A 20,070-nucleotide genomic window follows, 5' to 3' on the forward strand; every position below is an offset into this window, starting at 1 on the left:
TTCTCCATGGATGACATGGACCGGAAGATTCTTGCCGAGGTGCAGCAGGACGGGCGGCTGACCGTGACCGAGCTGGCCGCGCGGGTGCGGCTGAGTGTGTCGCCGTGTCACCGGCGGCTGCGGGAGCTGGAACGGTCGGGGGCGATCAGCGGATACCGGGCGGTGGTGGATCCGGCGGCGGTCGGGCTGACCTTCGAGGCGCTGGTTTTTGTGTCCATGCGGCAGGAGGACCGGGAGACCGTGGCGGAGTTCGAGCGGGCGGTGGGGGAGGTGGAGCAGGTGCTGGACGCTCAGCGGCTGTTTGGTGAGCCGGATTATCTTCTGCGGGTGGTTACCGTGGATCTGGGGGCGTTTCAGCGGTTGTACGACGAGCGGTTGGCTACGTTGCCGGGGGTGCAGAAGTTGACCTCTACGTTGGTTATGAAGCACGTCGTCAAGGGGCGGGCGTTGCCTGCGTGAGCCCTGCCGGGGGTGGGGTCGGGTGCGGGTTGTGGTGGGTTGCTCGCGCAGTTCCCCGCGCCCCTGAAAGATGCGCAGTTCCCCGCGCCCCTGAGAAGATTGCGCAGTTCCCCGCGCCCCTGGCGGCATAGGGGTGGCCTGGGAGTATTGATTCCGGCTACTTTGTTGGCTTTTTGCCTGTTACTCCCAAGTGGACCAACAGGGCCAGGTTTGGCTTTAGTTCGGACTGTTTTACTCCCCAGGACTGGAAGCCCTTCTGGTGGGAGGCGACCGCTGCGAGCATGGCGACGATGGAGCCGGCGATGGCGGCCGGGTTGACGTCCTTGTCGACCTTGCCCTTGGACTGGAGTTCGGTGACCGCGTCCGCGAGGGAGTTGTTCACGGAGTTGAGGATCTTCATGCGGAGCTTGTAGAACCGCTTGTCACCCTCCGCCGCGCCCAGGTCGACGACCCGCAGAATCGCGTCGTTCCTGCGCCAGAACTCCAGGAATCCGTCGACGAGTTCCTGTGCCGTCTGCCAGCCCGACTTGCCGGTCCACGACCGCCCTTCGAGGAGCTGGGTCAACCCGGCGCCCTCGGTGGCCATTTGCTCGGCGATCTCCAGGACGGCGCCCTCGACGTCCGGGAAGTACTGGTAGAACGTCGCGGGCGAAGTGCCCGCCTTCCGGGCGACATCGATGACTTTGACGTCCCGGTAAGGGGAGGAGCTGAGCATCTCGCTGAGGCAGTCGAGCAGCTTCTGCCGGGTCGCCTGCCCACGCCGACCCGCCACGCGGCCGTCGACGGTACGCACTTGTCCTGTCATGCCGTCAGCTTACCGAGGGGTGATCGGAGCGCGATTCGGCCGACTGCAAATGGGGTGCGGGGGCCCCGGTGACGGGGTTCCCAGGTCTGCGGGGTGCGTGAGACGCCGTTAGTTTGACGGTATGGCCGAAAACAGGGCATCCGGGTACGTCGAGGGCGTTCCGTGCTGGGTGGACGCACAGCTCCCCGACGTGGCGGCGGGCAGGCGGTTCTACGGTGAGCTCTTCGAGTGGTCCTTCGAGGAGCGGGCGGACGGGTCGGGGGAGTGGGCGTATCTGGACGGCGAGCCCGTCGCCGCGCTCACGCACAAGGCGGACGGCCGGCTGCCGACGGCCTGGACGGTGTACTTCGCGACGCCGGACGCCGAGGCGCTCGGCCGGCGGATCCGCGGGGCCGGCGGGCAGCTCGTCTCGGCGCCGATGCCCGCCGGGGCGCTGGGCACCGCGGCCCTCGCCGCCGACCCCGAGGGCGCCGTCTTCGGGCTGTGGGAGGCGGGCACGCACCAGGGCTTCGGCAAGCGGCACGTGCCGGGCAGCTTCGTCTGGGCGCAGCTGTACGCGCGGGACACCGAGGCCGCCAACGCCTTCTACGGCGGACTGTTCACGGACGCCCTCTTCGGGCAGGACGCCGAGCCCGACTTCGGCAGGGCGCCGATCACCGACCTCTTCCCGGAACGGATGCCTCCGCACTTCCTGGTGCACTTCCGGGTCGAGGACTGCGCCGACGCCCTCGCGACGGTCTCCCGGCTCGGTGGCCGCGTCCAGGCCGACCCGTTCGTCACTTCGTACGGAACGGTCGCCGTCGGTACGGACGATCAGGGGGCTCCGTTCGCCCTCCTGCAACGTTGACCTGCTCCTTTCCCTCCCGTAAGGCTCTCCCGCTGTACCGATAAGGCGGAAGACACCCCGATATGTCACCGGGTTCGCAACCTGGGCGCCGGACAGGAAGAATCGGGGTGCGTGCCGCCGCGGCGGTGCGGTGGTGAGACGCTGCACGGGGTCGCGTACATATGTGGGTGACGCGGCTCGTACGGGGAGGTGGCAGGCAAGTGGTGGATCAGCTGACGCAGCACGATCCGCGGCGCATCGGGCCGTTCGAGGTGCTGGGACGGCTGGGTGCGGGCGGCATGGGGCTGGTCTATCTCGCGCGCTCGGCTTCCGGGCGGCGCGTGGCGATCAAGACGGTGCGCACGGAACTCGCCGAGGACCAGCTGTTCCGGGTCCGCTTCACGCGCGAGGTCGAGGCGGCCCGCGCGGTGTCCGGCTTCTACACGGCCGCGGTGGTCGACGCCGACCCGCGTGCCGCCGTGCCGTGGCTGGCGACCGCGTACGTCCCCGCGCCCTCCCTCGAAGAGATAGTGAACGAGTGCGGGCCGCTGCCGGCCCAGGCCGTGCGCTGGCTGGCGGCCGGGATCGCCGAGGCGCTCCAGTCCATCCACGGCGCCGGGCTGGTCCACCGGGACCTGAAACCGTCCAACGTCCTCGTGGTCGAGGACGGCCCCCGGGTGATCGACTTCGGTATCGCCTCCGGCGTCTCCAACACCCGCCTGACCATGACGAACGTCGCCGTCGGCACCCCCGCCTACATGTCCCCCGAGCAGGCCAAGGACTCGCGGTCCGTCACCGGCGCCAGCGATGTCTTCTCCCTGGGCTCCACCCTGGTCTTCGCGGCCACCGGCCACCCGCCCTTCCACGGCGCCAACCCGGTCGAGACCGTTTTTATGCTGCTGCGCGAGGGCCCCGACCTGGAGGGTCTGCCCGAGGAGCTGCGCCCGCTCATCGAGTCCTGCATGCAGATGGAGGCCCCGGCCCGCCCGAGCCCCGCCGACCTCCAGTCGCAGCTCGCGCCGCACCTCTTCGGCTCCGGCTCCGACGACAGCGGTACGGCGTCGGCCTGGCTGCCCGAGAAGGCGGTCTCCCTGATCGAGTCCCGCCGCGGTGGCCGCCCGGCCCCCAAGCCGCCCGCGCACCCGGGCCGCAGCGGCGGCGGGCGCCCCCCGGTGCCGCCCCCGCCCTCCCACGCGCCGCCTCTTCCCGTCACCGCGCCCGCCCCGGTCGCCGCCCCCGACGGCGGGCCCGTCCGGCTGGCCGGCGCCGCCGTGCCGATCGGCCCCGGTCCGCGCGTCGCCAACGCCCGGGCCGCCGCCGTGAAGGCGCCCCCGCCCGAGGCGGGCCTGGTCGCCGCCTGGGCCAGACCCCGGCCCGGAGTCAACGGCGCCGATCCCGTGGTGGCCGCGAATCCGACGTCCGCGGCGGCGGTCGCGCCGCCCGAGGCCGGTGCGGGCGGCTGGCGTCCGTGGCGGTTCCGGATGTCCAACGACGTGTGGGGGACGCCGGCCGTCGCCGACGACCTCGTCTACGTCACCTCCTTCGAGGTGCACGCCCTCGACGTGGCGACCGGGCGCCGCCGTTTCAAGACCCGCGACGTGGCCTGGTCGATGGCGGTCGCCGACGGCCGCGTGCACGCCTCCGACGGCCCGACCCTGTTCGCGCTCGACGCCCGGCAGGGCACCGATCTGTGGCGGCTCCAGACCGAGGCCTGGGTGTACTCGCTGAAGGCCGAGCGCGGCACCGTGCTCACCGGCACCCGCGGCGGCGGGGTGCAGGCCTGGGAGGCGTCCGGCGGCCAGAAGCTGTGGGAGCTGTCCGGCGCGCAGAGCGACTTCGAGTCCCCGGAGGCCGGCCCCGCCCTGTACGACGGCACGGCCTACGTCTGGCAGGACGCCCGGCTGCGGGCCCTGGACGCCCGTACCGGCGAGGAGCGCTGGTCGTACCCGATCGGTGACGCGGCCTCCTGCGGCGGTGTGCCGGTCCGGCTGACCCCGGCCGCCGACGGCTACGTGTACATCTCCGCCGGGACGCGGGTGCTCGCCGTCGACATCGCGAGCGGCCATGTGAAGTGGCACTTCGAGGCCCCGGCCGTCTTCCTCGCCCCGCCCACCTTCGCGCCGGGCCCCGCCGTCGCCGGCGGCGGTGTCTATCTCGCCGACTACCTGGGCACGGTGTACGCGCTCGACGCCACCGACGGCCGTGACCGCTGGCGGATCGCCACCGAGTCCCGCGCCTCGATCGAACCGGTCCTGGTGGCCGCCGGACACGTCCACGTCGGCAGCGGGACCGGGCTGTACACGCTGGACGCGGTCACCGGCACACCCAAGTGGCGGTTCCAGGCGGGCGGCGACATCGTGGGCGCCCCCTCGGTCGCCGAGGGCCGGATCCACTTCGGCTCGACCGACCATCTCCTGTACACGCTCAAGGCGGACGACGGCCGGCTGCGCTGGAAGCTCGCCACCGGCGGCGAGATCACCGGCTCACCCGTCGTCAGGGACGGCATCGTGTACGCGTGCAGCAAGGACCGCTGTGTCTACGCGCTGGACGCGGAGAAGGGCACGGGAACGGCCCGCACGGCGTAGGCATCCGCCGGCACCGGCGGTGCGGACCCCGCGGCTCTTTGTTTACCAGTGCACCAACTCTGCCCCTTCGCCCATCCGTGAGATCGGATCCCCCGCCCGGGAAGCCACGCGGCCTAGCCTCGCGGGGCGGTGAGCTTCTCGCCGCGTTCCAGTGGGAAAGAAAGGAACCACGGATGTCCTTCGTGAGTACTGCCCGACGCCGTACGGCACTGGTCGGCGCCGCGTGTGCCCTGGCCTCGACGGCGGGTCTCGTGGCGAGCGCCGCCCCGGCCGCCGCCGCCCCCAGCTCGCTCCTGGTCACCGGATACGCCAACCCCAACTTCTCGGGCGGACAGTTCGGCACCACCGGGCCCGCGGTCGCCAGCATCTCCGGGACGCTGAACGACAGTTTCTCCTCCGTGGGCAACAACTCGGCCTATGGGATCTGCTTCTACGAACACGCCAACTACGGCGGCCTCAAGTTCCGGATCGGACCGGGCGAGTGGTGGGCCACCGTGCCCTCGTGGATCGACGACAAGATCTCGTCCTATGCGCCGTGCAATGGGTAGCTGAACCCCGCGACGTATCCCCCGATACGATGATCCACATGATGACTCGGGGGCGTGTTCTCAAATTCACAGCGTTGTCCGTGCTGGTGGTGCTCACCCTGACCGGGTTCTCCACCAGCAGCGGCGGCAAGAGCGGCAAGAGCAGCAGCCGCGGGGGTTCCGGCGGGGGCGGCGGGTGCAGCAGCTCCAAGCAGGACCACGACAGCTCCTCCTCGGACACCTCCGGCGGCTACCGCTACGGCAACACCACCGGCAACACGTCGAGCAGCGGTTCGAGCGGCTCCAGCACCGCGAGCAGCCTCAAGGACGGCATCGCGACCCTGGTGAGCTGCGCGAGCGAGAAGCAGCCGTACGCGACGGTCAAGGTGAGGAACCCCAACAGCCGCAGGGCGCAGTTCGTCGTCATCGTCCGGTTCAAGGACGCGGCGGGCGAGGACCTCGACTACGGCAACGAGTCGGTCACCGTGCCCGCGGGCGGCACCGCGACGGTCAAGCTCGACTTCAACGACCTCTACGTCGACGAACTCGACCGGTGCGAGGTGAAGAGCCCCGAGGCCTATCCGGTCTGACGCCGGGCCGGGCGCTCACCGCGTCCGGAACTCCCCCCGCCGGGCGGTGAACAGCTCCGCCTGGCGGTCCGCCGGCAGGTTCCCCAGCGCGACCAGGTGCGGGGCCTGCGCGAAACACCGGGCCAGGGCGGCCTCCTTGGCCGCCCACAACGCCCGTACGGTCCCCTGCACCGCCTCCGCGGGATACCCGGCGATGGTCGTCGCGCACTCCACCGCCGCCGCCAACGCCCCGCCCGCCGGGGTGACTTCGGAGACCAGGCCGGTCTCGTGGGCGCGCCGGGCGCCGATCCGCTCGGCGGTGCCCATCAGGGCGAGCCGCGCGACCTCCCCGGCCGGCATCCGCTGCGACAGGTACATCGACTCGTAGGCGCTGACCATGCCGTACGTGGTGTGCGGGTCGAAGAAGGTGGCGTGCTCGTCGGCGACCACGAACTCCGCCTCGCCCAGCAGATAGAAGGCCCCGCCGCAGGCCATCCCGTTGACGGCGGCGATCACCGGCTTCCACAGGTCGTTGGCCTTCGGCCCGATCCGCAGCAGCGGGTCGTCCATCATGTACGGCGAACTCGGCTGCGGCACCTCGGCGTCCCGGTCGATGCCGGTGCAGAACGCCCGCTCCCCGGCGCCGGTCAGGACGACGGCCCGTACGGTGTCGTCGTGGCGGAAATCCCGCCAGCAGGCGGTGAGTTCGGCGGCCGTGTCCAGGTCGATCGCGTTGAGCCGGTGCGGCCGGTCCAGGGTGACCACGGCGACGCCGGTGTCCTTGTCGGCGGAGATCCTGAGGCTCATGCGGTCACCCACTGCGGCAGACCGCCGGCACCGAACACCACCTGCACCCTGGCGCCGATCCGTACCCGGTCGGGCGGGAGCGAGTCCAGCCGGGCGCCGGGTCCGGCGACGAGATTGCCGACGAGACGGATCCGCGGGGCGTCGGTCAGCTCCACCACGATCACGTTGTACGGGGCCTGTTCGGCGTACTCGGGCAGCAGCGGCGGGTGCGGGACGACGTACGACCAGATGCGGCCCCGGCCCGACATGAGCCGCCACCGGCTCTCGAAGGACTGGCAGTGGGGGCAGCAGGGGCGGGGCGGGAAGCGGAGTTCGCCGCAGTCGGCGCAGGCCTGGACGCGGAGTTCGCCCCGGGCCGCGTACTGCCAGAAGGGGGCGCCGTCGGCGTCGGTGACGGGAAGCAGCACGGTGGTGTCAACTCCTCAGCAGGAGGGCGGAGGTGGGGACGCCCTCTCCGGCGGTGACCAGACAGGTGGACGCGCCCGGCACCTGGGCGGTACTCGTGCCGCGCAACTGCTTCACACCCTCGTTGATGAGGTTGAAGCCGTGGACGTAGGCCTCGCTCAGGCCGCCGCCGCCGGTGTTGAGCGGCAGCCGGCCGCCGATCTCCAGGGCGCCGCCCTCGGTGAAGGCGCCGCCCTCGCCGCGCCCGCAGAAGCCGTAGCCCTCCAGGGAGAGCGGGACGAGCGCGGTGAACGCGTCGTAGATCTGGGCGACGTCGACGTCCTCGGGGGTGAGGTCGGCGTGTTTCCACAGATGGCGGGCGGCGGTCCAGGCGGGGCCGGTGAGCGGGTCGTCGTTCCAGTAGTTGACCATGCCGTGGTGCTGGGCGGGCAGGCCCTGGGCGGCGGAGTGGACGTAGACGGGGGCGCGGCGGCAGTCGCGGGCGCGCTCGGCGCTGACCACGACACACGCCAACGCCCCGTCGGTCTCCAGGCAGTTGTCGTAGAGGCACAGGGGTTCGCTGATCCAGCGGGCGGTCATGTACATCTCGCGGGTCAGCGGGCGCTCGTACATGATCGCGGCGGGGTTCTGGTTGGCGCGGTTGCGGCAGGCGAGGGCGACGTTGAAGAGGTGGTCGCGGGTGGCGCCGTACTCGTGGAGGTAGCGGCGGGTGAGCATGGCTATCTCGTCGACGGGCCGCAGCAGCCCGAAGGGCCGGGTCCACTGGGCCGGAGTGGGCAGTTGGACGGTGGTGTTGGTCCACGGCCGGGGCCCGCTGCCCCGCTTCCGCGACCGCCAGGCGATCCCCACGGTGGCCTGTCCGCTCGCGATGGCGGCGGCGAGATGGGCGACGGTGGCGCAGGAACCGCCGCCGCCGTAGCCGGCCTTGCTGAAGAAGGTGAGGTCGCCGAGGCCGAGCGCCTTCGCCAGCTCCACCTCGTCGGTCTCCTCCATCGTGTACGAGGCCAGCGCGTCGACCTCGCCGGGTGCGATCCCGGCGTCGTCGAGGGCGGCGAGCGCGGCCCGGCAGGCGAGGGTCCGTTCGTCGTCGGGGAGGTGTTTCGCGAACGGGGTCTGCCCGATCCCGACGATGGCGGTGGCGTCCTTGAGTCCGGCCATGTGCACACCTCCAGGCACGACTTGGCGGCTGACAGTGCGTCAGGCTACCGCTAATCTGACGGGTAGTCAGCTACTGGTCCGGGAGGCCGTTGTGCGCGGTGACGTGGAGTGGGGCAGCATTCCGGGGCTCGTCCGGGCCGCGGCCGAGCGGTACGCGGACACCGAGGCGGTGGTGGAGGGCCGTACGCGGATCTCGTACGCCGAACTGGGCGCCCGCGTCGAGCGGTCGGCCGCCGCCTGTGTCGCGAACCGGATCGTGCCGGGCGACCGGGTCGCGATCTGGGCGCCGAACACCCTGGACTGGATCGTCGCGGCGCTCGGCGCGGTGTCGGCGGGCGCGGTGCTCGTGCCGCTCAACACCCGCTTCAAGGGCGGCGAGGCGGCGGACGTGCTGCGCAGGAGCGGGGCGCGGCTGCTGTTCGTGACGGGCACGTTCCTCGGCACGTCGTACGTGGCCTCGCTGCGGCGGGCGGTCGCGGAGGGGCCGGGGCTGCCGGACCTTGAGCAGGTGGTGGTGCTGTCGGACGACGCGCCCGCGGAGTTCCGTACGTGGAAGGACTTCCTGGCGAGCGGGGACGGGGTCTCGGGGGAGGAAGTGGCGGCGAGGGTGGGCGGGTTGGACGGCTCGGCCCCGTCGGACATCGTCTTCACCTCGGGCACGACGGGCCGTCCCAAGGGCGCGGTGATCACCCATGCGCAGACCCTGCGGGCGTACGCGATCTGGGCCGAGCTGGCCGGGCTGCGGCACGGCGACCGCTATCTGATCGTGAACCCGTTCTTCCACACCTTCGGCTACAAGGCGGGCATCCTCACCTGCCTGATGCGCGGGGCGACGATGATCCCGCAGCCGGTGTTCAACATCGACACGGCGATGGCGAACATCGCGGCGGAGCGGGTGTCGGTCCTCCCGGGCCCACCCACCCTCCACCAGTCCCTGCTGGACCATCCGGCCCGGGACTCCCACGACCTCTCCGCGCTGCGGCTGGTGGTGACGGGGGCGGCGGTGGTGCCGCTGCGGCTGGTGGAGCGGCTGCGGGGGGAGTTGGGCGTGGCGACGGTCCTCACCGCGTACGGCCTCTCCGAGGCCAGCGGCATCGTCACGATGTGCCGGCGCGGCGACGACCCGACGGTCATCGCGTCCACGTCGGGCCGGGCCATCCCCGGCACGGAGGTCCGCGTCGAGGCGGTGCCCGGCGAACCCGGCGAGATCCTGGTGCGCGGCTTCAACGTCATGCGCGGCTACTACGAGGATCCGGCGGCCACGGCGGAGGTGGTGGACGCGGAGGGGTGGCTCCGTACGGGGGACGTGGGCGTCCTCGACCCGGGCGGGAACCTGCGGATCACCGACCGGCTGAAGGACATGTTCATCGTCGGCGGCTTCAACGCGTACCCGGCGGAGATAGAGCAGACGCTGGGTCTGCATCCCGACGTCGCGGACGTGGCGGTGGTCGGCGTACCGGACGCCCGGCTGGGCGAGGTCGGGAAGGCGTACGTGGTACGGCGGCGGGGGGCACTGGTCACCGGCGAGGACCTGATCGCCTGGGCCCGGCGCGAGATGGCGAACTACAAGGTGCCGAGGGCTGTGGAATTCGTGGGGGAACTACCGCGGAACGCCTCCGGCAAGGTGGTGAAGGGGCGGTTGCGGGCGCGTCGGTGAACCCGGGCGCCCGCGGCCGTACGTCAGTGACCGGCGGCGTACGAGACGAAGGCGGCCCAGTGCGGGGTGCTGACCGCGAGCCGGGGGCCCTGGGTGTGCTTGGAGTCCCGTATGTGGATGGTTTCGGGGGCGAAGGCGACTTCCACGCACTCCGGGCCGTCAGCGGTGCTGTAGCTGCTCTTGAACCACTCCAGGGCGGAACCGGTGTCCGTCGTTGGGCTGGTCATCATGTCTCTCCCAGTACTTTCTCGATGAAGGCCAGCGACTCGCGGGGCGTGAGAGCTTGGGCCCGGATGATGCCGTAGCGGACCTCGAAGACCTGGATCTCCTTGGGGTGGGAGATCAGGCGGCTGGTGAGCTGCACCTCGTTGTGCGCCACCGTTTCTCCCCTCTGAAGCCGTAGCAACTGGAGCGATCCGTCTATGCCGGCGTGGTCCTCGCGATCCGTGGGCATCACCTGGATCTCCACGTTTCGGCGACGGCCCACCTCCAACAGGTGTTCGAGCTGCTTGCGCATCACCATTCTGCCCCCGAGCGGACGGCGCAGCGTCACCTCTTCCTGGACAAAGCTGAAGACAGGAGTCGGCTGCCGATCGAAGATGTCCTGGCGGGCGACGCGTGCGGCGACCAGGCGCTCCACCTCCTCCTCGGCGAACGGTGGTCGCCGCGTCTCGAACAACACCCGTGCGTACTCCGGTGTCTGAAGCAATCCGTGGACGACGGCGTTGGCGTAGGCGCACAACTCAACCGCCTCGCCCTCCAGCTTCGCCAGGTCCCGTACCTTCTTCGGGTATCGGGCCTCCTCCGCGTCCCTGCGCAACCCCGAGATCAGCCCACCCGCGTCCAACACCCGGTCCGTCGTGTCCAGGAGCTTCGCGCTCGGCGCCCGCCGCCCCCGCTCCACCGAGGACACCTGCTCCTCGCTGTACCCGATCGCCGTCCCCAACTCGGCCTGGGTGAGCCCCTTCCGCTCGCGGCACATCTTGACGATCCGGCCGATCGTGCGCAGTACCGCCGCCGACTCCTCGTCCTCGGCGCCGTACGACTCCACCTCGTCGCTGCCGCGCGGCCCCTGCCCGATCACGCTCACACCCGCCCACCTCCACGTGCCGCCCGTTCCCAACGGTCGTACGCCGCAGCGCGTCACGCCACCCCGCCCGGACACAGCCGGACAGCACCCGGACAGTGACTCCACGTACCGTCGTCGTTACTGGTCAGCGTAGAGACAGGTGGCCACGCTGAGTGACATGAACGTCGATATTGCCCAACGGGCCACCTCCGCCCAGCGCTTCACCGTCCGCCTCCCGGCCACCCCCAGGAGCGTCCGCCTCGCCCGGCACTACGCCGCGAGACAACTCCACAACTGGGGCCGGTCGTACGACACCGAGGCCAACCGCACGGCTGCCCTCCTCGTCTCCGAACTCGTCACGAACGCGGCGGTGCACGGCCGGGAGCGCGGCCGTGGCTTCCGGCTGCGCCTGACGCTCCACCCCGGCCCGCACCCCACTCTCCGTATCGAGGTCACGGACCCCCGCCCCGATCGCCGCCCGCCCGCGCCCGGTACCCTCCCGCCGCCGTCCCGCGACCAGGACTCCGGCCGGGGACTCCTGCTCGTCGAGGCCCTGTCCACCCACTGGGGGACGACCTGCGGGGACCCGTACACCAAGACGGTGTGGTGCGAAGTCGCCCTGACGTGACGGGCCAGTGGGGGCTGGTCGCACAGTTCCCCGCGCCCCTCAAAACCTGCGGTACCTCGCTCACGCCGGGTTGCTCGGCTCCCCGCACCTCGGCGCCTCGAAGGCGAGCCGCCGTGACCGGATTGCGGGCGATTTCTATCACGATCGCCGAGTTCTCCAGGAACTGCGTGATCGGACCGAGGTTGTCGCTGCGTGCGACCTGCGCGAGCGTCACCCTCAGCGCGGCGGGCGTCCGTTCGGGCCGGGGATCAGCGGGCCGCCGGGCTCGATCGGCTGTGCGGTCGTGGTGCGTGATCCTTCCGTGGGTGGTGCCAACTCCGCGCTACGCCAGTGGCGGATGGTCACGCGGGGTGTGGTGACATGCCTCGGCCGCGGCGGCTCCCCTCCGGGCCGCCGCGGCCTGTTCCCCGCCGTGGTGTGTGGCTGTGTGGTCGGCTACTTGCCGTCGCGGTCCAGGTCCAGGGCCGGCGGCGCGGGCATGCCGTTGTCCATCGTCCGTATCGCGTCCTTCGTGTCGGTCGGCGCGATCGGCATCCCGTTGTCGAGCGGCTTGGGCCCCGGAGTGGGCACCGGCTCCTTCGGCATGCCGTTGTCCTGTGTGGTGACGGGCTCGTCGCCGGCCTGCTGCTGGTCGCTCATGGCGTGACTTCCTCTGTTGCGATGACGAGTGAGGAACGCCCGTCCAGATGCTCCCCCCGATGGGCCGCTGGACGGGCGTTCGGAGCCGCAGGCTAACCCGGCCGGGCTCCACGTCGGACCGTCTGCCCCCCGTGACGACGATGCGACAGGTACGAGCCTGCCTGGCGGCGATAAACGAATGATTGACGTCTGCTTCCCGGCGGACCGGGCGGGGTCACGCCGCGGAGGCGGGCGCGAGCAGGGCACGCACCTCCTCGGCCTCCGGGGCGCCGCCGTGCTGTTCGTGCAGGTCGAGTGCCTCGCGCCAGCAGGCCTTGGCCCGGTCGACCTGTCCGAGCGCGGTCAGCGACCGGCCCAGCAGCGTCAGCACCCGCCCCCGCATCCGGTCACCGCCGATGCAGCCGAGCGCCAGGGCCTGTTCGGAGTGCTGCGCGGCCTGGGCGGGCCGGCGCGCGTCCTGGTGGACCTCCGCGATCCGGAAGTGTGTGGTGCCCTCCCAGAGCCGCTGGCGGTGTTCGCCGAAGACACACAGGGCGTCCGAGAACTGGCTGAGCGCCTCCGCGTGCCGGCCGGCCGCGGTCAGCGCGATGCCCAGCGTGTAGTGCCCGTTCGCGAGCCGCAGGGTCCGGTCGATCTCGTTGTACGCGCGGAGCGCGAGCTGCGCGATCCGCACCGCCTCGGTGACGTTGCCCATGCCCAGGTGGGCCCGGGACAGGTTGGACAGGCCGAGCGCCTCCAGCGGACGGTTGCCGATGGCGCCGTACCCCTCGATGGCCTGCTCGAAGAAGGGCTTGCCCTCCGCGTGCAGGCCCTGGTGGAGGCAGGTCAGGCCGCGGTCGTTCGCCGCCCAGCTGATGCACATCGCGTCCTCGGCCGCGGAGCCCAGCTCCATCGCCCGGTGCGCCTCCTCGGCGGCCTGCTGGATACGGCCCGAGACCAGCAGGACGTTCGTCAGCGTGGTCCGGGCCCGCCCCTCCGCCCGTACGTCACCGGCGGCCCGCGTCGCCCCGCACATCGCCCGTGCCGTCGTCTCGTACTGGTGCGAGTTCGCCCCCGACTCGGTCAGGTCCTTCGCCGCCCACAGCAGGTCCACCGCACGTCTCAGCCGGTCGGTGCCCGCCGCCTGGCGTACGCAGGCCAGCAGCGGGGCGGCCTCGCTGTACAGCCAGTCCAGGGCGGCCGGGGCGTCGGCGAAGCGCAGGCCCGCGTACTCGGTGCGCGCCAGATGGTCGACCAGCCGGTCGCCGGGGCGTTCGATCGCGTACACCTCGGCGGCGGTGGCGAGATAGAAGTCCAGCAGCCGGGACATCGCCGCGGCCCGCTCGCCGGCGCCCTCGTCGCGCTCGGCGCACGACCGCGCGTACAGCCGCACCAGATCGTGCAGCCGGTAGCGGCCCGGCGCCGCCGACTCCAGCAGGGACGTGTCCACCAGGGACTCCAGCAGATCCTCGGCGTCCTCCACCGGCAGGCCCAGGACCGCCGCCGCGGCCGCGAGGGACACGTCCGGGCCGTCCGCGAGGCCCAGGAGCCGGAACGCGCGCGCCTGCGCCCGCTCCAACTGGCCGTAGCCCAGCTCGAACGTGGCCTTCACCGCCAGGTCACCGGCCTGGAGCTCGTCCAGCCTGCGCCGCTCGTCCGCCAGCTTCGCCGCGAGGACCGACACCGTCCAGGTGCGGCGGGCCGCGAGCCGGGACGCGGCGATCCGGATGGCCAGCGGCAGGAAACCGCACGCCGCCACCACGTCCAGCGCGGCGTCCCGCTCCGAGACGACCCGCTCCGCGCCCACGATCTTCGTGAACAGCGAGAGCGCCTCGTCCGGCGACATCACGTCCAGGTCGACCAGATGGGCCCCGGCCAGGTCGACCATCCGCACCCGGGCGGTGATCAGCGCCGCGCAGCCCTCCGTGCCCGGCAGCAGCGGCCGTACCTGGGCGGCGTCGCGGGCGTTGTCCAGCAGCACCAGGACCCGGCGTCCGTCCAGCACCGAGCGGTACAGCGCCGCCCGTTCCTCCAGCGAGTCCGGGATCGCGGTGTCCGGGGTGCCGAGGGCGCGCAGGAAGGCGCCCAGGACCGTCTCCGGCTCGGCCGCGCGCGGACCCGCGCCCTGGAGGTCGACGTAGAGCTGGCCGTCGGGGAAGGCGGCGCGGGCCCGGTGGGCCACGTGCACCGCGAGGGTCGTCTTGCCGACGCCGCCGATGCCGGCGAGCGCCGAGACCGCCATCACCCGGCCGTCCGCCGAGCCCAGCACCTCACTCAGCTCATGGACGAACCCGGCGCGGCCCGTGAAGTCGGACACGGAGGCGGGCAGTTGCGCGGGCCGGACCGGGGCGGCGGCCGGTTCGGCCGGCGGAGCCGACGGTTCCGCGAGCCCGGGATCCGCGCGCAGAATCCTTTCCTGCAACTCCCGCAGACCGGGCCGCGGATCCACACCCAGCTCCTCCGCGAGCAGCCGCCGGGTGTCCGCGTACACGGCGAGCGCCTCCGCCTGGCGGCCCGAGCGGTACAGCGCCAGCATCAGCAGCTCACGCAGCCGCTCCCGCAGCGGGTGCTCGGCGGTGAGCGCGGTCAGCTCCGAGACCGCCTCGGCGTGGCAGCCCTGTTCCAGGTCCATGTCCAGGCGCGATTCGAGGAGTTGGAGGCGCCACTCCTCAAGGCGCACACGCTGCGCGTCCGCGTACGGGCCAGGGACCCCGGCGAGCGGCTCCCCGTCCCACAGCGCGAGCGCCCGCCCGAGCACGTCCCGCGCATGGCCGAGGTCCCCGCCGTGCCGCGCCTTCTCCGCCTCGGTCGCCAGGTCCTGCGCCACCGCCAGGTCGAGCGCGCCCTCGCCGACCGCCCGGATCGCGTACCCGCCGGACTCGCTCACCAGCACGTCCGGGTCGAGGACCTTCCGCAGCCGGGAGGCGTACGTCCGCAGCGCGGCCAGCGCCTGCGACGGCGGCTCCTCGCCCCACAGGGCGTCGATCAGCTCGGCCGCGGTCGCGGTGCGGCCCTCGCGCAGCAGCAGCGCGGCCAGCAGGGCGCGTTGCTGGGGGGAGCCGGTGCCGATCGGCTCGTCGCCGCGCCAGGCCCGTACGGGTCCGAGCACGCCGAAGCGCAGCGTGGCCGGCCCCCTCGCGGCCGGTCCCGCCGGGGCCGATGTGCCCGAGCGCCGCTGCTCCGGCACCCGAGGCGGTACCCGATCCATCGCCGTCCCCCTAGACATCCTGAACCACCACGTCAGTTTGCCTTGCTCATGGCAGATGCGTCAGCCGTGGGAGACCCCGGTCACAGCTCGCCGCACGGGAGTCCACAAACCCCTCACACCCTCTCCGCACTCTTTCGCATACAGCAGACACTGCCGCACTGACCTGAGCGCGCACCCCCGTCCGAGATACATCCCCACCGCCCCCCAGTAGCTGACGGTCCGTCAGATCGGCGCTACCGTGCCCCTCATGGGCAGCGAAATGGAGAGCAAAATGGACAGCAAAACGGACAGCAAAACGGACAGCGAATCCGAGTTCCCGAGGATCATCTCCGTCGACGACCACACCGTCGAACCCCCGACCGTCTGGCAGGACCGCCTGCCCAGGAAGTACGCCGAAACCGGCCCCCGGATAGTCCGCGCGCCCCTGAAGGAGATGAGCTTCCTGGGCGGCCGCTTCAAGCCCGTCATGGGCGAACCCGGCGACGACGGCCCGATCGGCGACTGGTGGATCTACGAGGACCTGCACCGCCCCCTCACCCGCCTGGACACCGCCGTCGGCTACGACCGCGACGAGATCAAGCTCGAAGTGATCACGTACGAGCAGATGCGCGTCGGCTCCTACGACGTCCCCGCCCGCCTCGCCGACATGGACGTCAACCACGTCCAGTCCGCCCTGTGCTTCCCCACGTTCCCGCGCTTCTGCGGCCAGACCTTCACCGAGGCCACCGACCGCGAACTCGCCCTGCTGTGCGTGCGCGCCTACAACGACTGGATGGTGGAGGAGTGGTGCGGCCCGCTCGCGCGGGGCCGCCTGATCCCCCTCCCCCTGATCCCCCTGTGGGACGCCGAGCTGGCGGCGGCGGAGGTCCGCCGCAACGCGGCGCGCGGCGCCCGCGCGGTCGCCTTCTCCGAGATCCCCCCGCACCTGGGCCTGCCCTCCGTCCACACCGACGACTGGGACCCGTTCCTCGCCGCCTGCGACGAGACCGGCACGGTCGTGGCGATGCACATCGGCTCCAGCAGCCGGATGCCGTCGACGTCGGCCGACGCCCCGCCCGCGGTCGGCTCCACCATCACCTTCGCCAACTGCTGCTTCTCGATGGTCGACTGGCTGATGAGCGGCAAGTTCGAACGCTTCCCCAACCTCAAGGTCATGTACGCCGAGGGCCAGATCGGCTGGATCCCGTACATCCTGGAACGCGCCGACATCGTGTGGGAGGAGAACCGCGGCTGGGGCGGAGTCGCCGACAAGGTCCACCGCCCCCCGTCCGAACTCTTCACCGAGCACGTCTACGGCTGCTTCTTCGACGACGCCTTCGGACTGCGCAACCTCGACTCCATCGGCGTCGGCAACGTCCTCTACGAGACGGACTACCCCCACTCCGACTCCACCTGGCCCAAGTCCCGCGAGGTCGGCGAGTCCCAGATGGGCCACCTGGACCAGGCCACGGTGGAACGCATCGTCCGCGGCAACGCGATCGACCTGCTGGGCCTCACGGCGGAGGGGCTGTGGCCGGGGACGGGAAAGGGAACGGGGGTGGCGTGACTGGTCGGTGAGCCCGAGGGAGCGTGCGGAGGGGTTCCTCGGCGTGAGTGCCGGTGGGCTTGTTTCCCGGCGGAGCCGCGGCCCCCCCCGGGCAGGGGACCGCGGCTCTGTTCAGTACCGCGGGCGTCAGCCGAAGAAGACCGACGAGATCCTGTTGTCGAAGTCGATCGCCGCGAGGTCGTTCACATTGCCGTCGACCACCTTCGACGCGCCCTCGCAGTCCTTCTCGGACCAGATCTTCAGCGTGCCGGAGGCCTGGAGGGAGGACGCCAGGTCGTCGCGGCCCACGTTCTGGCAGCCGGCACCGGCCAGGCCCTCCGACGGGTCGCCGAAGTCCGGCTCGTCCGACAGGGTCACGCTCGTCGCGGGGGAGCCCGGAGCCGGCTGCTCCTCCGCCACCGGCGCGCCCGCCTTCCTGCCGTCCGGCGTCACGCCGAACCAGGTGCCGCCCACACCCTGCCCGTTGGTGTCGCCGGGCTTGAGGTCCTTGCTGAACCGGTAGACCGGCCAGCCGCCGACCGTCACCTGGAGGTTGCCGTCGTCGCGCTTGACGACACCCACGTCGGACTTCTTCACCCCGTCGATGAAGATCTTGCCGCCGGGGGCCACGACGACCGGCGGCCACGTGGTCGCGCACTCGCCGTTGCAGTTCGACTTCGACGGGTCGGCGGTGTCCTTGTCGAAGCGGTAGAGCGTGAAGCCCGAGCCGTTGACGACGACCGGGTCCAGGTCACCGGCGCTCGACGCGCTCAGCTGCACCCACTTCTTCGCCACCGGCTTCGTCACGACCTTGCCCGGGCTGTTGGCCCAGTCGCCGGTGCCGGGGGTCGCGTTGTTCTCCTTCGCCGTGCCGTTGTCGAAGTTCAGGCTCGACAGCGCGGCACCGGCGCCGTCGCGGGCCGCCGAGGCGGCGGTCTCGGCGCCGTTGCACGCGGTCAGCAGGAGGGACGCGGCGGCGGCCGTGGTGGCGAAGACAGCGAGGCGGTTGCGGATCATTTCTGTTTCCCCGTTTCGTGTGCGCCCGGCTCTTCCGGGCTGCCGACCCGAAGTACGGAGGTGCCTGCGGCGGGCTTCAGGGGGTGACGAGGCCGTGACTTGAACGGGACTGTTCGTGGTCAATCGGGAAGGGGTGGGGACATGTCCAGGGGCGTCCAGGGGCGGGTGCGGGTCTGTTGTGGCTGGTCGCGCAGGTCCCCGCGCCCCTGAGCGGCGTCCGGCCGCCGCCCGATGAGAGTGCCGGCCCCCTTGTCTGTTGCAGCCCCAGCCCTGACGATGACCGGCACCACACAGATATGACGGTTCGTCAGATCGCGGGAGGGTGAATGTCCACGCACAATCCGCCGGACGGGCGGACGCTGGTCGGGATGCAGCTTCCGGTTCAGTCCCAGAGCACCATCTACGCCGAGCCCTGGGAGGCCGGTGCCGGGCCGGACGACCTGCGGGCCGTCGCGGCCGCCGCCGACCGGGCCGGCTTCGACTACGTCGCGAGCTGCGACCACGTCGGCGTACCGCGCCGCCTCGCGCCCGCGATGAGCACCATCTGGTACGACCCCGTCGCCACCCTCGCCCATCTCGCCGCCGTCACCGAACGCGTCCGGCTGCTCAGCCATGTCGCCGTCGTCGGGCTGCGCCACCCGCTGGCCACCGCCAAGCAGTACGCCACGCTCGACCACCTCTCCGGCGGCCGGCTGATCCTCGGCGTCGGCGCGGGGCATGTGCGTGAGGAGTTCGAGGCGCTCGGGCAGGACTTCGGGCAGCGCGGGGCCGTACTCGACGAGACCATCGACGCCCTGCGGGCCGCCCTCGGACCCGAGGAGTTCCCCTCGCACCACGGGAAGTTCTTCGAGTTCGAGGGGCTCGGCCAGCTGCCCAGGCCCGCGCAGGAGCGGGTGCCCGTGTGGGTCGGCGGGTCCTCGCCCGCCGCCGTGCGCCGCGCCGCCCTCAAGGGGGACGGCTGGCTGCCCCAGGGCGACCCGCGCCGCAAACTGCCCGAGCAGATCGCCACCCTGCACCGGCTGCGCGCCGACGCCGGCATCGACGAACCGATCGTCGTCGGGGCCATCACCGAGCCGCTGTACGTCGGCACGCCCGACTGGGACGTCGGCCGCCGGACCCTCTCCGGTGCGCCCGACGCCCTCGCCGAGTCCCTGCGGGCCTACCGCGCGATGGGCGTGCACCAGATCCAGGTCCGGTTCCGGTGCCGGGGCCGGGCCGAACTCGTCGACCAGATCACCGCCTTCGGGGCCGAGGTCGCCCCGCTACTCGACCAGTGACGGGAGTACGTCATGGGCAGACTGGACGGCCGGGTCGTGATCGTCACCGGCGCCGCACGCGGACAGGGTGAGCAGGAGGCGCGGCTCTTCCGGGCGGAGGGCGCGCAGGTCGTCGTGGCCGATGTGCTCGACGACCAGGGGGAGGCCGTCGCCAAGGAGATCGGCGCGCTGTACGCGCACCTCGACGTGGGGGAGGAGGCCGACTGGCGGGCCGCGGTCGCCGCCGCCACAAGCGCGTACGGCCGGATCGACGGGCTGGTCAACAACGCGGGCATCCTGCGGTTCAACACGCTGGCCGACACCCCGCTCGACGAGTTCATGCAGGTCGTACGGGTCAATCAGGTGGGGTGCTTCCTCGGGATCAAGACGGTGGGCGCCGCGATCGCCGCGGCGGGCGGCGGCACGATCGTCAACACCGCCTCGTACACCGGGCTGACCGGTATGGCGGCCATCGGGGCGTACACCGCGACCAAGCACGCCGTCCTCGGGCTGACCCGGGTCGCCGCGCTGGAGCTGGCGTCCGCCGGTGTCCGGGTCAACGCGGTCTGTCCCGGCGCCATCGACACCGCGATGTCCAATCCGGCCCAGCTGGACCCGGAGGCGGACGTCGCGCAGGCGAGCCGGTCCCTGGACCGGTTCTACCGCAAGCTGGTGCCGCTCGGCCGGATCGGCAGGCCCGAGGAGGTCGCGCGGCTGGCGCTCTTCCTGACCTCGGACGACTCCTCGTACATCACCGGGCAGCCGTTTGTGATCGACGGAGGGTGGCTTGCCGGGGTGTCGGTCGTCTAGCCGGCCCCGAGCGGGAGCGCCTCGTGTCCGGGCGACCCATCTGACTGACCGTCAGCTATTGACGGTGCAGGGCCGCGGTGCCACAGTCGGCGGACAGAGCAGAGCTGACGGTTCGTCAGATGCGCCAGAAACTGGGGACGG

The 20,070-nt window shown here is 71.7% G+C and carries 19 protein-coding genes; 10 read left to right on the forward strand and 9 right to left on the reverse strand.

The features are described 5' to 3' along the window. The first annotated feature begins 6 nt into the window (after window positions 1-6). Window positions 7-459: an Lrp/AsnC family transcriptional regulator gene (locus ACIQAC_RS28400; protein ID WP_402195604.1), complete on the forward strand. Its 453-nt coding sequence runs from the start codon at window positions 7-9 to the stop codon at window positions 457-459. Window positions 460-616: 157 nt separating this feature from the next. On the opposite strand, the gene ACIQAC_RS28405 is transcribed toward ACIQAC_RS28400, so the two are convergent. Then, window positions 617-1,252 carry a TetR family transcriptional regulator gene (locus tag ACIQAC_RS28405; protein ID WP_402195715.1) on the reverse strand — a complete coding sequence of 212 codons (636 nt, stop codon included), beginning with the start codon at window positions 1,250-1,252 and terminating at the stop codon, window positions 617-619. A gap of 133 nt (window positions 1,253-1,385) precedes the next feature. Here ACIQAC_RS28405 and ACIQAC_RS28410 point away from each other — a divergent pair, with 133 nt between their 5' ends. The 4 genes from ACIQAC_RS28410 to ACIQAC_RS28425 all read left to right on the forward strand — a co-directional run bounded on the left by ACIQAC_RS28410 (window position 1,386) and on the right by ACIQAC_RS28425 (window position 5,792). Beyond that, window positions 1,386-2,111 carry a VOC family protein gene (locus ACIQAC_RS28410; RefSeq protein ID WP_402195606.1) on the forward strand — a complete coding sequence of 242 codons (726 nt, stop codon included), beginning with the start codon at window positions 1,386-1,388 and terminating at the stop codon, window positions 2,109-2,111. 200 nt (window positions 2,112-2,311) lie between these two features. Beyond that, the gene (locus tag ACIQAC_RS28415) at window positions 2,312-4,675 is read left to right on the forward strand and encodes a PQQ-binding-like beta-propeller repeat protein (RefSeq protein WP_402195608.1); all 2,364 of its coding nucleotides are present in this window, start codon (window positions 2,312-2,314) and stop codon (window positions 4,673-4,675) included. A 182-nt stretch (window positions 4,676-4,857) separates the two neighbouring features. Beyond that, the gene (locus ACIQAC_RS28420; protein ID WP_402195610.1) at window positions 4,858-5,223 is read left to right on the forward strand and encodes a peptidase inhibitor family I36 protein; all 366 of its coding nucleotides are present in this window, start codon (window positions 4,858-4,860) and stop codon (window positions 5,221-5,223) included. A gap of 80 nt (window positions 5,224-5,303) precedes the next feature. Next, on the forward strand, window positions 5,304-5,792 hold the full coding sequence (locus ACIQAC_RS28425; protein ID WP_402195716.1) for a hypothetical protein: 489 nt from the start codon (window positions 5,304-5,306) through the stop codon (window positions 5,790-5,792). Between the two features lie 15 nt (window positions 5,793-5,807). Here ACIQAC_RS28425 and ACIQAC_RS28430 read toward each other — a convergent pair whose 3' ends face one another. Genes ACIQAC_RS28430 through ACIQAC_RS28440 form a run of 3 tightly spaced genes read right to left on the reverse strand, consistent with a single transcriptional unit; the run spans window position 5,808 to window position 8,141 of the window. After that, window positions 5,808-6,578, reverse strand: a complete 771-nt coding sequence (locus tag ACIQAC_RS28430) for an enoyl-CoA hydratase/isomerase family protein (RefSeq protein ID WP_402195613.1) — start codon at window positions 6,576-6,578, stop codon at window positions 5,808-5,810. Continuing rightward, the gene (locus ACIQAC_RS28435) at window positions 6,575-6,985 is read right to left on the reverse strand and encodes a Zn-ribbon domain-containing OB-fold protein (protein ID WP_402195616.1); all 411 of its coding nucleotides are present in this window, start codon (window positions 6,983-6,985) and stop codon (window positions 6,575-6,577) included. Before ACIQAC_RS28435 ends, ACIQAC_RS28430 begins: the two co-directional genes overlap by 4 nt. A 7-nt stretch (window positions 6,986-6,992) precedes the next feature. After that, complete coding sequence (locus tag ACIQAC_RS28440; protein ID WP_402195617.1) at window positions 6,993-8,141, reverse strand: lipid-transfer protein; 1,149 nt, start codon at window positions 8,139-8,141, stop codon at window positions 6,993-6,995. A 91-nt stretch (window positions 8,142-8,232) separates the two neighbouring features. On the opposite strand from ACIQAC_RS28440, the gene ACIQAC_RS28445 reads away from it, so the two are divergent. Beyond that, a complete protein-coding gene (locus ACIQAC_RS28445; RefSeq protein WP_402195620.1) occupies window positions 8,233-9,798 on the forward strand; it encodes a FadD3 family acyl-CoA ligase in 1,566 nt (521 codons plus the stop codon). A gap of 23 nt (window positions 9,799-9,821) precedes the next feature. Here ACIQAC_RS28445 and ACIQAC_RS28450 read toward each other — a convergent pair whose 3' ends face one another. Continuing rightward, window positions 9,822-10,028 carry a DUF397 domain-containing protein gene (locus ACIQAC_RS28450; RefSeq protein WP_402195622.1) on the reverse strand — a complete coding sequence of 69 codons (207 nt, stop codon included), beginning with the start codon at window positions 10,026-10,028 and terminating at the stop codon, window positions 9,822-9,824. Next, window positions 10,025-10,888 (reverse strand): Scr1 family TA system antitoxin-like transcriptional regulator, encoded by an 864-nt coding sequence (locus ACIQAC_RS28455; RefSeq protein WP_402195624.1) that lies wholly within the window; start codon window positions 10,886-10,888, stop codon window positions 10,025-10,027. Before ACIQAC_RS28455 ends, ACIQAC_RS28450 begins: the two co-directional genes overlap by 4 nt. 157 nt (window positions 10,889-11,045) lie before the next feature. Between ACIQAC_RS28455 and ACIQAC_RS28460 the strand changes: the two genes are divergently transcribed. Further along, window positions 11,046-11,495, forward strand: coding sequence for an ATP-binding protein (locus tag ACIQAC_RS28460; RefSeq protein ID WP_402195626.1), 450 nt, complete (start codon window positions 11,046-11,048; stop codon window positions 11,493-11,495). 435 nt (window positions 11,496-11,930) lie between these two features. Here the strand turns inward: ACIQAC_RS28460 and ACIQAC_RS28465 are convergent, their stop codons facing one another. Together ACIQAC_RS28465 and ACIQAC_RS28470 are read right to left on the reverse strand one after the other, a co-directional pair. Then, window positions 11,931-12,134: a hypothetical protein gene (locus tag ACIQAC_RS28465; RefSeq protein ID WP_402195629.1), complete on the reverse strand. Its 204-nt coding sequence runs from the start codon at window positions 12,132-12,134 to the stop codon at window positions 11,931-11,933. Window positions 12,135-12,348: 214 nt separating this feature from the next. Further along, window positions 12,349-15,321 carry a BTAD domain-containing putative transcriptional regulator gene (locus ACIQAC_RS28470; protein WP_402195630.1) on the reverse strand — a complete coding sequence of 991 codons (2,973 nt, stop codon included), beginning with the start codon at window positions 15,319-15,321 and terminating at the stop codon, window positions 12,349-12,351. Window positions 15,322-15,592: 271 nt separating this feature from the next. Between ACIQAC_RS28470 and ACIQAC_RS28475 the strand changes: the two genes are divergently transcribed. Beyond that, window positions 15,593-16,867, forward strand: coding sequence for an amidohydrolase family protein (locus tag ACIQAC_RS28475; RefSeq protein ID WP_402195632.1), 1,275 nt, complete (start codon window positions 15,593-15,595; stop codon window positions 16,865-16,867). A 126-nt stretch (window positions 16,868-16,993) separates the two neighbouring features. Here the strand turns inward: ACIQAC_RS28475 and ACIQAC_RS28480 are convergent, their stop codons facing one another. Next, on the reverse strand, window positions 16,994-17,863 hold the full coding sequence (locus tag ACIQAC_RS28480) for a hypothetical protein (protein ID WP_402195635.1): 870 nt from the start codon (window positions 17,861-17,863) through the stop codon (window positions 16,994-16,996). Window positions 17,864-18,189: 326 nt separating this feature from the next. On the opposite strand from ACIQAC_RS28480, the gene ACIQAC_RS28485 reads away from it, so the two are divergent. Both ACIQAC_RS28485 and ACIQAC_RS28490 read left to right on the forward strand, forming a co-directional pair. Further along, the gene (locus tag ACIQAC_RS28485) at window positions 18,190-19,140 is read left to right on the forward strand and encodes a TIGR03619 family F420-dependent LLM class oxidoreductase (RefSeq protein ID WP_402195637.1); all 951 of its coding nucleotides are present in this window, start codon (window positions 18,190-18,192) and stop codon (window positions 19,138-19,140) included. A gap of 12 nt (window positions 19,141-19,152) precedes the next feature. Continuing rightward, window positions 19,153-19,929: an SDR family NAD(P)-dependent oxidoreductase gene (locus tag ACIQAC_RS28490; RefSeq protein ID WP_402195640.1), complete on the forward strand. Its 777-nt coding sequence runs from the start codon at window positions 19,153-19,155 to the stop codon at window positions 19,927-19,929. The last annotated feature ends 141 nt before the right edge of the window (window positions 19,930-20,070 follow it).

Source organism: Streptomyces sp. NPDC088387, assembly GCF_044753385.1.
Classification (GTDB): Bacteria; Actinomycetota; Actinomycetes; order Streptomycetales; family Streptomycetaceae; genus Streptomyces.

Excerpts from the sequence above, each read along its gene's own strand:
- ACIQAC_RS28485 (WP_402195637.1), top strand. The coding sequence starts at position 18,190 with ATGTCCACGCACAATCCGCCGGACGGGCGGACGCTGGTCGGGATGCAG.
- ACIQAC_RS28475 (WP_402195632.1), top strand. The coding sequence starts at position 15,593 with ATGGACAGCAAAACGGACAGCAAAACGGACAGCGAATCCGAGTTCCCG.
- ACIQAC_RS28480 (WP_402195635.1), bottom strand. The coding sequence starts at position 17,863 with ATGATCCGCAACCGCCTCGCTGTCTTCGCCACCACGGCCGCCGCCGCG.
- ACIQAC_RS28460 (WP_402195626.1), top strand. The coding sequence starts at position 11,046 with ATGAACGTCGATATTGCCCAACGGGCCACCTCCGCCCAGCGCTTCACC.
- ACIQAC_RS28490 (WP_402195640.1), top strand. The coding sequence starts at position 19,153 with ATGGGCAGACTGGACGGCCGGGTCGTGATCGTCACCGGCGCCGCACGC.
- ACIQAC_RS28430 (WP_402195613.1), bottom strand. The coding sequence starts at position 6,578 with ATGAGCCTCAGGATCTCCGCCGACAAGGACACCGGCGTCGCCGTGGTC.
- ACIQAC_RS28440 (WP_402195617.1), bottom strand. The coding sequence starts at position 8,141 with ATGGCCGGACTCAAGGACGCCACCGCCATCGTCGGGATCGGGCAGACC.
- ACIQAC_RS28400 (WP_402195604.1), top strand. The coding sequence starts at position 7 with ATGGATGACATGGACCGGAAGATTCTTGCCGAGGTGCAGCAGGACGGG.
- ACIQAC_RS28410 (WP_402195606.1), top strand. The coding sequence starts at position 1,386 with ATGGCCGAAAACAGGGCATCCGGGTACGTCGAGGGCGTTCCGTGCTGG.
- ACIQAC_RS28470 (WP_402195630.1), bottom strand. The coding sequence starts at position 15,321 with ATGGATCGGGTACCGCCTCGGGTGCCGGAGCAGCGGCGCTCGGGCACA.
- ACIQAC_RS28465 (WP_402195629.1), bottom strand. The coding sequence starts at position 12,134 with ATGAGCGACCAGCAGCAGGCCGGCGACGAGCCCGTCACCACACAGGAC.
- ACIQAC_RS28450 (WP_402195622.1), bottom strand. The coding sequence starts at position 10,028 with ATGATGACCAGCCCAACGACGGACACCGGTTCCGCCCTGGAGTGGTTC.